Source organism: Paraburkholderia sp. A1RI_3L (assembly GCF_048957895.1).
GTDB lineage: Bacteria > Pseudomonadota > Gammaproteobacteria > Burkholderiales > Burkholderiaceae > Paraburkholderia > Paraburkholderia kururiensis.
This window is the reverse complement of record NZ_JARCHA010000003.1, coordinates 591,426-606,852: the sequence shown is the minus strand read 5'-3', so window position 1 is coordinate 606,852 and position 15,427 is coordinate 591,426. Positions and strand designations below refer to the sequence as shown.

General features: G+C 65.0%; 15 protein-coding genes. All 15 read right to left on the bottom strand.

Going from position 1 to position 15,427, the window contains the following annotated elements; genetic code table 11:
* Positions 1–5 precede the first annotated feature (5 nt).
* The gene (rnhB, locus tag PXJ20_RS12510) at positions 6–815 is read right to left on the bottom strand and encodes a ribonuclease HII (RefSeq protein ID WP_421030841.1); all 810 of its coding nucleotides are present in this window, start codon (positions 813–815) and stop codon (positions 6–8) included.
* Positions 812–1,981, bottom strand: coding sequence for a lipid-A-disaccharide synthase (lpxB, locus tag PXJ20_RS12505; RefSeq protein ID WP_017778150.1), 1,170 nt, complete (start codon positions 1,979–1,981; stop codon positions 812–814). The genes rnhB and lpxB overlap by 4 nt, the downstream gene beginning before the upstream one ends.
* Positions 1,982–1,984: 3 nt before the next feature.
* Entirely contained in the window at positions 1,985–2,773 is a 789-nt protein-coding gene (gene lpxA / locus PXJ20_RS12500; protein ID WP_017778149.1) for an acyl-ACP--UDP-N-acetylglucosamine O-acyltransferase, read from the bottom strand.
* An 89-nt stretch (positions 2,774–2,862) separates the two neighbouring features.
* Complete coding sequence (gene fabZ, locus PXJ20_RS12495) at positions 2,863–3,327, bottom strand: 3-hydroxyacyl-ACP dehydratase FabZ (RefSeq protein ID WP_017778148.1); 465 nt, start codon at positions 3,325–3,327, stop codon at positions 2,863–2,865.
* 119 nt (positions 3,328–3,446) lie between these two features.
* A complete protein-coding gene (gene lpxD, locus PXJ20_RS12490) occupies positions 3,447–4,523 on the bottom strand; it encodes a UDP-3-O-(3-hydroxymyristoyl)glucosamine N-acyltransferase (RefSeq protein WP_126875649.1) in 1,077 nt (358 codons plus the stop codon).
* Positions 4,524–4,546: 23 nt separating this feature from the next.
* Positions 4,547–5,080, bottom strand: coding sequence for an OmpH family outer membrane protein (locus tag PXJ20_RS12485; RefSeq protein WP_026122120.1), 534 nt, complete (start codon positions 5,078–5,080; stop codon positions 4,547–4,549).
* A gap of 14 nt (positions 5,081–5,094) precedes the next feature.
* Positions 5,095–7,398: an outer membrane protein assembly factor BamA gene (gene bamA, locus PXJ20_RS12480; protein ID WP_421030840.1), complete on the bottom strand. Its 2,304-nt coding sequence runs from the start codon at positions 7,396–7,398 to the stop codon at positions 5,095–5,097.
* Positions 7,399–7,464: 66 nt separating this feature from the next.
* Complete coding sequence (gene rseP / locus PXJ20_RS12475; protein WP_017778144.1) at positions 7,465–8,931, bottom strand: RIP metalloprotease RseP; 1,467 nt, start codon at positions 8,929–8,931, stop codon at positions 7,465–7,467.
* A gap of 7 nt (positions 8,932–8,938) precedes the next feature.
* Positions 8,939–10,144 (bottom strand): 1-deoxy-D-xylulose-5-phosphate reductoisomerase, encoded by a 1,206-nt coding sequence (locus PXJ20_RS12470; protein ID WP_421030839.1) that lies wholly within the window; start codon positions 10,142–10,144, stop codon positions 8,939–8,941.
* Between the two features lie 10 nt (positions 10,145–10,154).
* Complete coding sequence (locus PXJ20_RS12465) at positions 10,155–10,976, bottom strand: phosphatidate cytidylyltransferase (RefSeq protein ID WP_126875653.1); 822 nt, start codon at positions 10,974–10,976, stop codon at positions 10,155–10,157.
* Positions 10,970–11,752, bottom strand: coding sequence for a polyprenyl diphosphate synthase (gene uppS / locus PXJ20_RS12460; protein WP_199541537.1), 783 nt, complete (start codon positions 11,750–11,752; stop codon positions 10,970–10,972). The genes PXJ20_RS12465 and uppS overlap by 7 nt, the downstream gene beginning before the upstream one ends.
* 62 nt (positions 11,753–11,814) lie before the next feature.
* Entirely contained in the window at positions 11,815–12,375 is a 561-nt protein-coding gene (gene frr, locus PXJ20_RS12455; protein WP_017778140.1) for a ribosome recycling factor, read from the bottom strand.
* A 106-nt stretch (positions 12,376–12,481) separates the two neighbouring features.
* On the bottom strand, positions 12,482–13,195 hold the full coding sequence (gene pyrH / locus PXJ20_RS12450; RefSeq protein ID WP_017778139.1) for a UMP kinase: 714 nt from the start codon (positions 13,193–13,195) through the stop codon (positions 12,482–12,484).
* A gap of 219 nt (positions 13,196–13,414) precedes the next feature.
* Positions 13,415–14,296, bottom strand: coding sequence for a translation elongation factor Ts (gene tsf, locus PXJ20_RS12445; RefSeq protein WP_421031013.1), 882 nt, complete (start codon positions 14,294–14,296; stop codon positions 13,415–13,417).
* 230 nt (positions 14,297–14,526) lie between these two features.
* Positions 14,527–15,279 carry a 30S ribosomal protein S2 gene (gene rpsB / locus PXJ20_RS12440; protein ID WP_017778137.1) on the bottom strand — a complete coding sequence of 251 codons (753 nt, stop codon included), beginning with the start codon at positions 15,277–15,279 and terminating at the stop codon, positions 14,527–14,529.
* Positions 15,280–15,427 lie beyond the last annotated feature (148 nt).

The window sequence follows — 15,427 nt, the reverse complement described above, 5'->3', positions numbered from 1 at the left end:
GTAATTCAGAACGGTGCGGTGCCGTCGTCCGGCTGGGGTTGCGCTTGTGACGGGCGCTGCCGTTTGGCTACGCCGGCGAGGCCATCAGCCGACGCGACGGCAAACGCATCGTCCAGATCCGCGTCGCCTGCGGAAACAACCGCCGACACAACGTTTTCGCGGCCCGGCAGCACCAACGACAGGCCGTGCAGCGCGTAGGCCTCGCGCACCGGCGCAAACGACCGCCGGTGGTGCTCGCACGGGCCATGCTCACGCAGCGCGGCAAGATGCTGCGGCGTGCCGTAGCCCGCATGGGCGTCGAAGCCGTACATCGGGAAGGTTTCGTGCAACTCCAGCAGCATCCGGTCGCGCGTGACCTTCGCGAGAATCGACGCGGCCGAGATGGAGGGCACGAGCGCGTCGCCGCCGATCACGGCTTCGCTTCGCACCGCGAGCACGGGACACCGGTTGCCGTCGATGCGCGCGAGCGTCGGCGTCACGCCGAGACCTTCCACGGCGCGCTTCATCGCGAGCATTGTGGCGTGCAGGATGTTCAGCGTGTCGATTTCCTCTACCGATGCCGACGCCACGCAATACGCCACCGCTCGCGTCACGATCTTCTCGTAGAGCGCTTCACGCTTTTTTGCGCTCAAGACCTTCGAATCGTCGAGGCCGCGAATGGGTCGCGCGCGATCGAGAATGACCGCAGCCGCCACCACGGGACCGGCGAGCGGCCCACGGCCCGCTTCGTCCACGCCGCAGACGATGTCTTCCGGCGCGTTGAACTCGAGCCCCGCCTGAGTCGCGCGGTCACCGGTTTTCCGGCGGCCCCTCATGCGCGCCTCCTGCGCTTTTCGACAATGCCCGCCACGACTTCGGCAGCACGCTGCGACGTGTTCTGCTTCAGCACGCGATGCATCTCCGTGAAGATTTCCTTGAGCGTGCGACGGTTCGCGTCGTCGCGCAACTGGGTCAGCGTGGCATCCGCGAGCGCTTCGGGCGTCGCGAAATGCTGAAGCAGTTCGGGCACGACGAAGCGCCCCGCGAGAATGTTGGGCAGCCCGACGTAAGGCAGATACCCCTGGCGGCGCATGATCTGGCCCGTGAGCCAGGGCACCTTGTACGAGATGACCATCGGCTTCTTCAGCAGCGCCGCTTCCAGCGTGACCGTACCGCTCTTCACGAGGATCGCGTCGGCGGCCGTCATGGCGACCTGCGACTGGCCGTCCACCACCGTGAGCGCGAGCCCAGGATGTGCGTCGACCAGCGGCTGCAGCAGCGCGCGCAGCGCCGGCGTGGCCGCCGGCATCACGAAGCGCACGCCGGGCTCGCGTTGTTGCATGAGCGCCATGGCCTCGAAGAACGTAGGCCCGATCAGGCCGATTTCCGAGCGTCGGCTGCCGGGCAGCACGGCGATGACGGGACCGCTCTCCGGCAGGCCGAGTACGCGACGCGCGCCTACCGTGTCGGGTTCGAGGGGAATTTCGTCGGCGAGCGGATGGCCCACGTACGACGCGGCCACGCCCGCCTTCTCGAGAATCGCGGTCTCGAACGGGAACACGCAAAGCATGTGATCCACCGACTTCGCGATCTTCTTGATACGGCCACCGCGCCATGCCCAGATCGAAGGACACACGAAATGGACCGTCGGAATGCCCGCTTCGCGCAGCGGTTGCTCGAGACCGAAATTAAAGTCGGGCGCATCGACGCCGACGAACGCATCCGGCGGGTCGGCCAGCAGTTGCCGCTTCAGCTCGTTACGGATGCCGAGAATCTCGGGGATGTGCCGCAGCGCCTCGACGTAACCGCGCACCGTCAGCTTCTCCATGGGCCAGTGCGCCTCGAAGCCCTCGGCGATCATGCGAGGGCCGCCGATGCCGTAGTACTGCGTCGTGCCTTCGAGGCGCCCTTGCAGGCCCTTGAGCAGCGACGCGGCCAGCAGGTCGCCGGACGGTTCGCCGGCCACCATCGCGAGCCGCAGCGGACGGGTCTGCAGCGCCATCGCCTAGCGGATGATGCCGCGTTGCGACGCTTCGACGAAGTCGACGAACGCCTTCACCGGCGCGTCGCCGTCGCCGCCCGCCGAGGCGAGTTCGCGCAGCTGCACCTTGGCCTCTTCGAGCGACAGGCCATTCTTGTACAGCAGACGGTAGGCCGAACGCAACGCCGAGATCGCATCGGGCGAAAAGCCGCGGCGGCGTAGCCCTTCGACGTTGATGCCGTGCGGTTCAGCCTTGTTGCCCGCGGCGATGACGAACGGCGGAATGTCCTGCACGAGCGCCGAAGCGCCGCCCAGCATGGAATGCGCGCCGATGCGCACGAACTGGTGCACGCCCGACATGCCGCCCACCACGGCGTAGTCTTCCACGATCACGTGCCCCGCCAGCTGTGCGTTGCTCGACATGATCACGTTGTTGCCGAGCCGGCAGTCGTGGCCGACGTGCACGTACGCCATGATCCAGTTGTCGTCGCCGATGACGGTGACGCCCGTGTCCTGAATCGTGCCCGTGTGGAGCGTGGTGAATTCGCGAATGGTGTTACGGTCGCCGATCACGAGCCGCGTGGGTTCGCCCTTGTACTTCATGTCCTGAGGGCGGCCGCCGACCGACGCGAAATGGCCGATCCGGTTGTCCACGCCGATCGTGGTGTGGCCTTCGACCACCGTATGCGAGCCGATCGTGGTGCCCGCGCCAATCGTGACGTTCGCGCCAACAACCGCATACGGTCCGATCTCGACCGTTTCGTCGAGCTGCGCGCCCGGCTCGACGATCGCAGTGGGATGAATCCTGCTCATGCGTCCTCGCTTCTCGTTCTGCTGCTTCTCGTTCTGCCAACTCGCGCCCTGCCCGTGCAGGCCCTTGGCAGCCGTTGTCGCAGCCGCCTTTACTTGCCCGGCTCGACGTTCTTGACCGTGCACATCAGCTCGGCTTCTGCCGCCACGACGCCATCCACCTCGGCGCGCGCCTTGAACTTCCAGATGCCGCGCAGGTAGCGCTCGAACGTAGCGTTCAGAATCAGCTGGTCGCCCGGCTCCACGACGCGCTTGAAGCGCGCACCGTCGATGCCGACGAAGTAGTACAGCGTGTTTTCCGGATCCTGCGGCGCCTCGGCGAACGTGAGGAGCGCCGCCGTCTGTGCAAGCGCTTCCAGAATCAGCACGCCGGGCATGACCGGACGCGACGGGAAATGCCCCATGAAGTACGGCTCGTTAATCGAGACGTTCTTCAGCGCCTTGATACTCTTGTGCGGCTCGAGCTCGAGCACCCGGTCGACGAGCAGGATCGGATAGCGATGCGGCAGCAGCGTGAGAATCTTATGGATGTCGAGATTGATCTTTTCGGTGCTCATGGTGTTTCTGCTCACGCATTGACTGCGCGGTGATGACTGCGGAAAGGCTCATGCGGCCGGGGAACACGCGGTTCCCGCGACCTCCGCTCGTTGGCGGGACGGCGCGGCTGCGCCGTCGCTTACGTTTCGTCCGGCGTCTTCGCGGCCGCAGCCGCTTCGAGCGCCTTGATCCGGTCGCGCAGCTTGTCGAGATTGCGCATCAGCGCGGCGCTGCGGTTCCAGTCGGCGTGATCCACGGCGGGGAACGCGCTCGTGTACATGCCCGGCTTCAAGAGCGACTTGGACACGCCCGACTTCGCCGTGACGATCACATAGTCGGCCAGCGTCACGTGACCCGCGATGCCGACCGCGCCGCCAATCATGCAATGCCGCCCGATCGTGGTGCTGCCCGCGATGCCGGCACAGCCGGCGATCACGGTGTACGCGCCGATGCGGCAGTTGTGACCGATCTGCACGAGGTTGTCGATCTTCACGCATTCTTCGATCACGGTGTCCGCCATCGCGCCGCGGTCGATCGTCGTGTTCGCGCCGATCTCCACGTCCGGCCCGATCGCGACGCCGCCCACTTGCGGAATCTTGACCCAACTGCCCGTGCGCGCGTCGCCCTCGCCCGTGAAGTCAGGGGCGAAGCCGAAACCGTCCGAGCCGATCACGGCGCCCGCGTGAACGATCGCGCGCTCGCCGATGCGGCAGCCGTAATACACCGCCACGTTCGGATACAGATGCGAGCCTTCGCCAATCTGCGTGCCGCGCCCGACGAACACATTCGCGTCGAGACGCACGTTCTCGCCGATCACAGCGCCCGCTTCGACCGTCACGTTGGGCCCGATCACCGCGCTCGCGGCAATCTTCGCCGATGCATCGACCGTGGCGGAAGGATGCACGCCCGGCGCCACTTTGGGCGCGGCGAGGTCGATGAACGCCTGCGCCACGCGAGCGAAATAAGCGTAGGGATTCGGCGTGACGATGAAGTTACGGCCTTCGCGGGCCGCGAGCTTCGCGAGGTCGTCGGCCGAAATGAGGACAGCGCCCGCCTGGGTGGTCTCGACCTGCGACAGGTACTTCGGGTTCGCGAGGAACGCCAGTTGAAGCGGGCCGGCCTGATCCAGCGGAGCCAGGCTGCCCACGCGATGCGACGGGTCGCCGACTACTTCACCGCCGAACCGCCGGACGATTTCCTCGAGCGTAAATGCCATGGTGCGCGTACTGCTCCTGCTTTTCAGTTGGCGTTGCCGCCCGACGCCGCAAGCGCCTTGAGCACCTGGTCGGTAATGTCGATGCGTGGGCTCACGTACACCGCTTCCTGCACGATCAGGTCGTAGTGCTGCTGCTCGGCAATCTGCTTGATCACCTTGTTCGCACGGTCGAGCACCGCGGCGAGTTCTTCGTTGCGCCGCTGATTCAGGTCTTCACGGAACTCGCGCTGCTTGCGCTGGAAGTCCGTATCGAGCTGCGACAGGTCGCGCTGCTTCTGTGCGCGGTCTGCGGCCGACAACGACGTGCCGTTCTTGTCGAGCGAATCGGACATCGACTTCAGGCGCTGCGCCATGTCCTGCAGATCCTTGTCGCGCTTCGCGAACTCGGCCTCGAGCTTGCTCTGCGCGGCCTTGGCGGGAGCGGATTCGCGCAGGATACGGTCCGAATTGACCGCCGCAATCTTCGCTTCCTGGGCGTGGGCTGCGGCGCTCACACCCAGGGCCGCTGCCAGCGACAGGGCCCAGGCCACACGTTTGAAAGACATACCCGTTAGCAAAGTCATCCTCTCGATTAGAACGCCGTCCCGATCTGGAACTGGAACTTCTGATACTGGTCGCCCGTGTGTTTCACGAGCGGGAAGCCGAGGCTCAGCTTGAGCGGGCCGATGGGCGAGATCCACGCGAGGCCGACACCGTAGCCGTAACGCAGACCGTTCGCACCGATGCTGTTGCCTTCCGTGCCCCAGACGTTACCGCCGTCGAGGAAGGTGAACACACGCAGCGTGCGGTCATAGCCGGTGCCCGGCAGCGGGAACGTCAGCTCGATGTTGCCGACCAGCAGCTTCGAACCGCCGATCGGGTCGTTCGTCTTGGCGTCGCGCGGACCCAGCGAGCTCGGCTCGTAGCCCCGCACCGAACCGATACCGCCCGCGTAGTAGTTCTTGAAGATCGGGTACGGCTTGCCGCCGAGGCCGTTGCCGTAACCGCCCTGGAAGTTGAAGCCGAGCACGAAGCCACGCGCAAACGAGTAATAGTACTGCGCCTGGATATCGGCCTTGTAGTACTGGGTGCCGGCGATCGGCGTGCCGTACTCCGCGTTCGCCTGCGTGAAGTAGCCGCGGCTCGGCACGAGTGCACTGTCGCGCGCATCGCGCGACCAGCCGAGCGTGAGGGGCACATTGCTCGACACGCGGCCGAAGTTGTTCACGTAGTCGATATAGCTTTGCGGCGTGGCCGAGTCGACGTCGAGCCGGTTCTGCTCGAAGCCCGTGCCGAAATACACCGTATCGACTTCCGAGAACGGGATGCCGAACTTGAGGTCGGCGCCGGCCGTGATGATGCGGAAGCTCGAATTGGTCGAGTAGTAGAGCGGCTGGTACGTACGGTAGTAGACGTCGGTAATGCGCTTGATGCCGTCCACCGTGAAGTACGGGTCGACCTGCGTGACCGTCAGCGTGCGGTAGCTGCGCGCCGTGTTGACGTTGACCGAGAGGCTCGTACCCGAGCCGAACACGTTGTCCTGCGAGACGCCCGCCGAAAGCACCACCTTGTCGGTGGACGAGAAGCCCGCGCCCAGCGTAATGGCACCGGTCGGCTTTTCCGTGACCTTCACGTCGACGTCAACCTGGTCTGCGGTGCCTTCCACGGGGACAGTGGTGACATCCACGTCCGTGAAGTAGCCGAGACGGTTGATGCGGTCCTTCGACAGTGCGAGGCGGTTCGAATCGAACCACGAGCTTTCGAGCTGGCGCATTTCGCGGCGCACCACTTCATCGCGCGTGCGCGTGTTGCCGTTCACGTTGATGCGGCGCACGTAGACGCGGCGGCTCGGGTCCACCTGCAGTGTGAGGTCGACCTTGTGATGTTCCTGATCGATCTGCGGCACCGCGTTCACGGTCGCGAACGCATAGCCGTATTCGCCAAGCTTGTCGACGATGGCCTTCGTCGTGGCCTGCAGCTTTTCGGCCGAGAAGCGGTCGCCCGGCTTGATCTTGACGAGCTTGTTGAGCTCCGCCTCGCGGTCGAGCAGATTGCCCGCGAGCTTGATGCTCGACACCGTGTACGGCTCGCCCTCATGCACCGTGATGGTCAGGTACATGTCCTTCTTGTCGGGCGAGATGGAGACCTGGGTCGACTCGATGTTGAATTCGAGGTAACCGCGGTTCAGGTAGTACGAGCGCACGTTCTCGAGGTCGCCCGTGAGCTTTTCCTTTGAGTACAGGTCGTTCTTGGTATACCAGGAGAACCAGTTCGGCGTGGAGAGCTGCATCTCGTCGAGCAGCGTGCTCGACTTGAACGTCCTGTTGCCGATGAAGTTGATCTGGCGGATCTTCGCGCTCGGCCCTTCCACCACGGCGAACAGGATCGCAACGCGGTTGCGGTCGATCGGCGTGACCGTGGTCGTGACCTCGGCGGCGTAGAAGCCGCGCGTAAGGTACTGGCGCTTCAGTTCCTGCTCGGCGCGATCGACGAGCGCCTTGTCGTAGTAACGACCCTGCGAGAGACCCACCGAGCGCAGCGCCTTGGTGAGGTTGTCCTTGTCGAACTCGTGCAGGCCGGAGAAGTCGATGGTGCCGATTGCGGGCCGCTCGGCCACCTGGACGATCACGACGTTGCCCTCGGTGGCAATCTTCACGTCGTTGAAGAAGCCCGTCGCATAGAGCGCGCGGATGGCTTCGGAAGCCTTTTCGTCGGTGAACGTCTCGCCTTGCTTGATGGGCAGGTAGGAAAACACGGTGCCGGGTTCGACGCGCTGCAGCCCCTCGATCCGGATGTCCTGTACCACGAAAGGTGTCGTTGCGTGTGCCACCAGTCCATGCGCCGCAAACGCTGCGGCAACAACCGTTTTCGGAACCAAGCGATGAGGTCTAAACAACGTGCTTCCCCAGTATGTATAGCTGCATCAGACCGGACGGCTGTCGCTGGACGCCGCCGGACTTCTTTAAAAGTGGATTAAACGAGCCAGATCGTTAAAAAGCGCAATCGCCGACAAGGCGACGATGCAGGCAAGCCCCGCTCTCTGGAGTACCAGCTGCCAACGATCGGAAACGGCTTTGCCCGTTACAGCCTCAACCAGATAATATAACAGATGCCCCCCGTCCAATACCGGAATTGGTAGCAGATTAAGCACGCCGAGGCTGATGCTGACAAGGGCCAGGAACGACAGGAATGCAGAGGGACCGAGGCGTGCGCTCTTGCCCGCGTAGTCGGCAATCGTCACCGGACCCGAGAGATTCTTGAGCGACGCTTCGCCCGTAATCATGCGGCCGAACATCCGCAGCGAGTAGATCGCGATGTCCCAGGTGCGCGTGGCGCCCAGGCGAACGCTCTCGATCGGCCCGTAATGAACGTCCACCGAAGGTGCATCTGTGGCAAGCGCCGCGCCGATGCGGCCTACGCTCTGGCCGGTTTCGTCATCGCGCTGCGACGCGGGCACGACGGTCAGTTGGCTTGTTGGCTGGACCGGCACGGCGGCGGCGCGCGCGCGCTCCACGCTCTTGTTTGCGGCGTCGCTCGCACCCGCTTTCTGCTGCGTTTGCTGCGGCGCACCGTGCTCCACCTCCAGCACCACCGGCTTGCCGGCGTGCGCCTTCACATACGCGATGAAGCTTTCCGCGCTGTCCACGGGACGACCGTCCATGCGGCGCAGCGTGTCGCCGGCCGCAAGCCCCGCCCGCTGTGCCGCGCTACCCGGCTCGACAGCCGCCACGCGCAACGTCGCGCCGCCCACGTCGAAGCCGAGCTTCGACATGAAGTCGTCGTCGAGATCCTGACTGGAGAGGCCTGCAAGGTTGACCGGAAAGTCATACGTGCCCTGTCCGTCACGCGCCGACAGCACCACGCGCTCGTGGTCGAGCGCGGCACCCAGCAGCTTCCAGCGCAGATCGGACCACGATCGCACCGGCTCGGCCTGCGCGCCGTTGGCATCGCGGATGGCGACGATCTTCTCGCCGCCTTCAAAGCCAGCTTGTGCCGCAACGGTCCCTGCGGGGGGTGCGGCTACGATGGCGACGGGCTCCGTCACACCCGTTGCGAACACGGCCGCGAACAAGACGATGGCAAGCAGGAAGTTGGCAAACGGCCCCGCCGCAACGATGGCGATCCGCTTGCCGACGGCCTGGCGGTTGAAGGCACGCGGCAGGTCTTCAGCGGGAATCGGCACCGCGTCCTCGACCACCTCGCGCTCGTCGAGCATCTTGACGTAGCCGCCCAGCGGCAGCGCTGCCACCACCCACTCGACGCCCGTCTTCTTGCTCACCCAACGCGCGAGCGGCTTGCCAAAGCCGATCGAAAAACGCAGTACCTTGACGCCGCACAAGCGCGCGACGCTGTAGTGGCCATACTCGTGAACGACCACGAGCACGCCGATCGCAACGATGAAGGCGACCAGTTCGGTGAGCAGATTCATAAGCGCCTCACTGCGCCACGCGCTCCAGATGGCGCGCGCCGGCAGGCAAACCGTCGATGAACGATGCCGCTGCCCGGCGAGCCGCCGCGTCGGCATCCAGCACATCGCCGAGACTCGTGGCGCGCCGGTTCGGCAGCGCGTTGAGCACGGCGTCGACAGTCTGCGCGATAGCCATGAAAGAAATGCGGCGCGCGAGGAAAGCGTCGACCGCGACCTCGTTGGCCGCGTTGAGCGCGGCGCTCGCCACGCCGCCCTCGGCCAGCGCCTTCATGGCGAGCGCGAGACACGGGAAGCGCTCATAGTTCGGCTTCTCGAACGACAACGTCGCGATTTCGGCAAGGTCGAGCTGCGCGACGCCCGAATCGACGCGCTCCGGAAACGCGAGCGCATGAGCGATCGGCGTGCGCATGTCGGGGTTGCCGAGTTGTGCGAGCACCGAACCGTCGGCATACGAGACGAGTGAATGGATCACGCTCTGCGGATGGATCAGCACGTCGATGCGCTCACCCGGCAAACCGAAGAGCCAATGCGCCTCGATGACCTCGAGGCCCTTGTTCATCATCGTGGCCGAGTCGACCGAAATCTTGCGGCCCATCACCCAGTTCGGATGCTTGCACGCCTCTTCCGGCGTCACGTTGGCGAGCGTGGCGGGTTCGCGTGTACGGAACGGACCGCCGGACGCGGTCAGGATGATCTTCGAGACGCCGCCGTGCAGCGCCGCCTCGCGCGGCAGACACTGGAAGATCGCGTTGTGCTCGCTGTCGACGGGCAGGAGCACTGCATGGTGATCGCGCACGGCATCCATGAAGATGGCGCCGGACATCACAAGGGCTTCCTTGTTCGCGAGCAGGATGCGCTTGCCGGCGCGAGCGGCCGCAAGCGTGGGAGCGAGGCCCGCCGCACCGACGATCGCGGCGACCACGGTATCGCACCCATCGCTCTTCGAAACGTCGACGAGCGCCTGCGGGCCCCACGTGACCTCGGTCTTGCTGCCTGCGGCGCGCAGCTTCGCTTCCACCCGCGCCGCGGTTTCGGCGTCGCCGACGACCGCCACCTCGGGCGCGAAGCGCAGGCACTGCTCGACCAGCTTGTCGCCGTTGCGGTGCGCCGTAAGCGCGTAGACCGAGAAACGTTCCGGATGCCGCGCGACGACGTCGAGCGTGCTGTCTCCGATCGAGCCCGTGGAACCGAGCAATGTCAGTCGTTTTTGCATGATTCTTTCTCTAGCCGGCGCTGCGGCCGACGATAAGCATGGCCAGCGGCAGCACCGGAAGCAGTGCGTCGATACGGTCGAGGACGCCGCCGTGCCCCGGCAGAAGGCCGCTGGAGTCCTTCACGCCTGCCTGGCGCTTGAGCAGCGACTCGAACAGGTCGCCCACCACGCTGAATGCGACCAGCACCGTGAGCGCGAGGAGCGCCCGGACAGGGCCCGCGTGCGCGAAGAGCGTTGAATAAAGGGTCGGCTCGAACGCGTGCAGTGTCGCGGCGGCCGTCGAGATGACCATGACCGCGAGCCAGCCGCCCGCGGCGCCTTCCCAGGTCTTGCCGGGACTGATGGCGGGCGCCAGCTTGTGGCGGCCGAAGGCCTTACCCGAGAAGTATGCGCCGATATCGGCGAGCCAGACGACGAGCAGCAGCGACAGCACGAACGCCACGCCGGCTGCGCGAGCCGCTACGAGCGCATGCCAGCAGGCCGCGAACAGCACGAGGCCCGCGACGAACAGGAACGGCCGCCAGGCCCCCTCGGCCAGCGCCGGCTTGCGCACCAGCGCATAGGGTCCGGCGATCACCCAGAAGATCGCGGCCGCTTCGAAGAGCGGCCGCGTATCGGAGAGGCGCGTGCTGGCCACCACGGCGAGGCCGGCGACCACCGCGTACAGCACGGGCACCACACCGCCTGCCTTCAGAAGCCGTGCCCATTCCCAGGCGGCGAACACCACGACGAAGCCGATCAGCGCACCGAACGCGCCGATGGGCGCAAACAGCGTGACCGGCAGGAAGACAGCCAGCAGAACGAGTGCCGTGATGACACGGGTTTTTAGCATGGAAGAGGATCGACGTTTTGCGATTGCGGCTCCAGCTGCGCACTGGTGCGACCGAAGCGCCGCTCGCGCTCCGCGTACGAAGCGATGGCGTGGCCGAGCGCATCCGCGTCGAAATCCGGCCAGTAGGTGTCGGTGAAGTAGAACTCGGTATAGGCGAGTTGCCAAAGCAGGAAGTTGCTGATGCGCTGCTCGCCGCCGGTGCGAATGAAGAGATCGGGCTCGGGCGCGTAGGCCATGGCCAGATGCTGGGCGAACGTGTCTTCGTTGACCGGCACCACATTGCCCGTTTGCGCCGCCTCTTCGACCAGTTTCCTCGTCGCCTGCATGATGTCCCAACGGCCGCCGTAGTTGGCGGCAATGGTGAGCGTGAGACGCGTGTTGCGGGCGGTTTTCGTTTCCGCGCGGCGGATGAGGTCCTGAATGCGGGCGTCGAACATCGACAGATCGCCCACCACACGCAGCCGGATACCGTTTGCGTGGAGTTTGCCGATCTCGCGTTCGAGCGCCGTGACGAACAGACGCATCAGGAACGAGACTTCGTCGGTCGGCCGGCGCCAGTTCTCGGAGCTGAACGCGAACAGCGTCAGGTACTGAACCCCGCGGCGCGCGCACGCTTCCACCGTGGCGCGTACCGCGTCGACGCCCCGCGTATGACCGGCGACGCGCGGCAGCCGGCGCTGCGTCGCCCAACGGCCGTTGCCGTCCATGATGATCGCGATGTGACGCGGGACAGCAGCCACATCAGGCACGCGAACGGTTGAGCTGGTATAGGTCATGGCCGTCGGACTCAAACTGCTTGGGGAACGGAAAACACTGGCGCAAAGAAAGCCCGACGGCCTCAGACCGTCATGATTTCCGCTTCTTTGGTCTGCACCATCTTGTCGATCTCGGCGACGAAGCGGTCCGTGAGCTTCTGGATCTCGTCGCCGGCGCGACGCTCGTCGTCTTCCGAGATTTCCTTGTCCTTGACGAGCTTCTTCAGTTGCTCGTTGGCGTCGCGGCGCAGATTACGCACGGCGACCTTCGCCGTTTCGCCTTCGCTCTTCACGACCTTGGTGAGTTCGCGGCGGCGCTCTTCCGTGAGCGCGGGCATCGGCACGCGGATCAGGTCGCCCTGAGAGGCGGGGTTCAGACCGAGATCCGATTCGCGAATCGCCTTCTCGACCACCGGCACCATCTTCTTTTCCCACGGCTGGACGCCGATCGTGCGGGCGTCCACGAGCGTGAGGTTCGCGACCTGGGAGATGGGAACCGGCGAGCCGTAATAGTCGACCTGGATGTGATCCAGCAGACCGGTGTGGGCGCGGCCCGTGCGGATCTTCGACAGATCGTTCTTGAATGCGTCGATCGAGCGCTGCATCTTTTGCTCGGCGCCCTTCTTGATGTCAGCCACAGCCATTTTCTAACCTCCGAACCATCATAACGTGCGGACCGGCCAGCGCGCCGCTGCGGCAGCTTCAAGCCTCGCCGGACCCGCGTTCGAGCCTTCTCGCGTGACCGAGAGTTTACACGTGGACGAGCGTGCCCTCGTCGTCGCCCTGAACGATCCGCTTGAGCGCGCCCGCCTTGGTGATCGAGAACACGCGGATAGGCAGCTTCTGGTCGCGGCACAGCGCGAACGCCGTGGCGTCCATGACCTGCAGGTTGCGGCTGATCGCCTCGTCGAACGTAATCGTCGTGTAGCGCGTCGCCGCAGGGTCCTTGCGCGGATCGGCCGAGTACACGCCGTCCACCTTGGTTGCCTTGAGGACGACCTCGGCGCCGATCTCCGAGCCGCGCAGCGCCGCCGCCGTGTCGGTGGTGAAGAACGGGTTGCCCGTGCCGGCCGCGAAGATCACGACCTTGCCCTCTTCCAGCTGGCGAATGGCGCGCGGACGGATGTAGGGCTCCACGACCTGGTCCATGCGCAGCGCGGATTGCACGCGCGCTTCGATCCCCGCGTGGCGCATGGCGTCCTGCAGCGCGAGCGCATTCATCATGGTGGCCAGCATGCCCATGTAGTCCGCCGTGGCGCGGTCCATGCCGGCTGCGCCGCCCGCCACGCCACGGAAGATGTTGCCGCCGCCGATCACGACCGCGAGCTGCGTACCGAGCTTCACGACCTCGGCCACGTCCGCCACCATTCTTTCGATCGTTGCGCGATTGATGCCGAAAGCATCGTCGCCCATCAGAGCTTCGCCGGAGAGTTTGAGCAGAACGCGTTTATAGGCAGTGGGCATGGAGGTATCCAGATCGCGCGGAAAGGGACAATAACTTGAAACTGTAGGGGTGAAATACTGATTCGGGCAAGCACCGCCAAATTTGCCCCGGCACGCGCACAGGGTGCGCGCAACCGTCGATCGGCGCGCCGGCGGGGATGGCCCGCTGCGCGCCTTGCGGCGCTGCCGGCCGCAGCGAGGTCTTGCCCCGCCACGGGTTACGACAGACTGCGGGACTACTTATTGTTGCTTTGCAGCAGCGACCTGCGCCGCCACTTCGGCCGCGAAGTCGTCCTGACGCTTCTCGATGCCCTCGCCCACCACGAACAGGGCGAACTGCTGCACGCTCGAGCTGCCGGCCTTGAGCATCTGCTCGATCGTCTGCTTGTCGTTCTTCACGAACGGCTGGTTCAGCAGCGACACTTCCTTCAGGTACTTCTGCACGCTGCCGTCCACCATCTTCGCGACGATCTCGGCCGGCTTGCCCGATTCGGCAGCCTTCTGCTCAGCGATGCTGCGCTCCTTGGCGATCAGCTCCGCCGGCACGTCGTCAGCCGACAGCGAAACCGGCTTCATGGCGGCGATGTGCATGGCGACGTCCTTGCCGACCTGTTCGTCCGCACCCGTGTACTCGACGAGCACGCCGATGCGCGTGCCGTGCAGGTAAGCGGCCAGCTTGTTCGCGGTTTCGAAGCGCACGAAGCGGCGGATCGACAGGTTTTCGCCGATCTTGCCGACCAGTGCGAGACGCACGGCGTCCACGGTCTGACCGTCGAGCGGCAGCGCCGACAGCGCGGCCACGTCCGCCGGATTCTGGGTGGCCGCCAGTTCGGCGACCTTCTTCGCGAACGCGTTGAAGTCGTCGTTCTTGGCGACGAAGTCGGTTTCGCAGTTCAGTTCGACGAGCGCGCCGACGTTGCCGCCGATGTACGACGCCACCACGCCTTCAGCCGTCACGCGCGACGCAGCCTTGCTCGCCTTGTTGCCGAGCTTCACGCGCAGCAGTTCTTCGGCGCGGGCCATGTCGCCGTCGGCTTCGGTCAGCGCCTTCTTGCATTCCATCATGGGCGCGTCGGTCTTCGCGCGCAGTTCTGCCACCATGCTTGCGGTAATTGCCGCCATCATTCGCTCCTTGCAATCTGACTGTTCACGCCGCCCGCACTTCGATACGGGTGGCCGGAATTCGTTTCGCAGCGACACATTTGTTACACGTGCCGCGCGGCTGGGACCGCCCTGGTGGCGGCCATTCTTGCCGTCCGGTCTGCTGTGGCGCGGAGCAATCTCGCGCAGCACCACAGCTTAAAAAAAGGGGGCCTGTAGAAAGCCCCCTTTTTTGCCGGACACGGGGCAGCTTACGCTTCCGCGTTGACCTCGACGAACTCGTCGCCGTCGTCGCCGCGCACGGCCTGGACGACTTCGTTCACGGCGTTCGCGCGCCCTTCGAGGATCGCATCGGCCACGCCCTGGGCGTACAGTGCGACAGCCTTGCTGGCGTCGTCGTTACCCGGGATCACGTAGTCGATGCCTTCCGGCGAGTGGTTCGTATCGACCACCGCGATAACCGGAATGCCCAGCTTGTTCGCTTCCGTCACGGCGATCTTGTGATAGCCGACGTCCACCACGAAAATCGCGTCGGGAATGCCGCCCATGTCCTTCACGCCGCCAATCGACTTCTGCAGCTTGGCGATCTCGCGTTCGAACAGCAGCGCTTCCTTCTTGCTCATCTTTTCGAGCTCGCCCGCCTCGACCGACGCTTCCATGTCCTTCAGGCGCTTGATCGAAACCTTCAGCGTCTTGAAGTTGGTCAGCATGCCGCCGAGCCAGCGCGCGTTCACGAACGGCATACCGGCGCGCTGCGCTTCTTCAGCGATAATGTCGCGCGACTGACGCTTCGTGCCAACGAACAGGATGGTGCCGCGATTGGCTGCCAGCTGACGCACGTACTTCAGCGCGTCGTTGTACATCGGCAGCGTCTTTTCGAGGTTGATGATGTGAATCTTGTTGCGATGGCCGAAGATGAACGGGGCCATCTTGGGGTTCCAGAAGCGCGTCTGGTGACCGAAGTGGACACCGGCTTCCAGCATTTGGCGCATGGTGACTGCCATGAAATTCTCCGCGAGGGTTAGGTCTTAAGCCGGCTGCCGTATCGGCGGCAAGCCTGCCCTGCCGGGCGAAGCTTGCACGACGACACCCTGGGTGCGCCGGCTTGCGAATGTGCTGCGCGCGTGGATCAGGCGACACCGGGATTTCCGG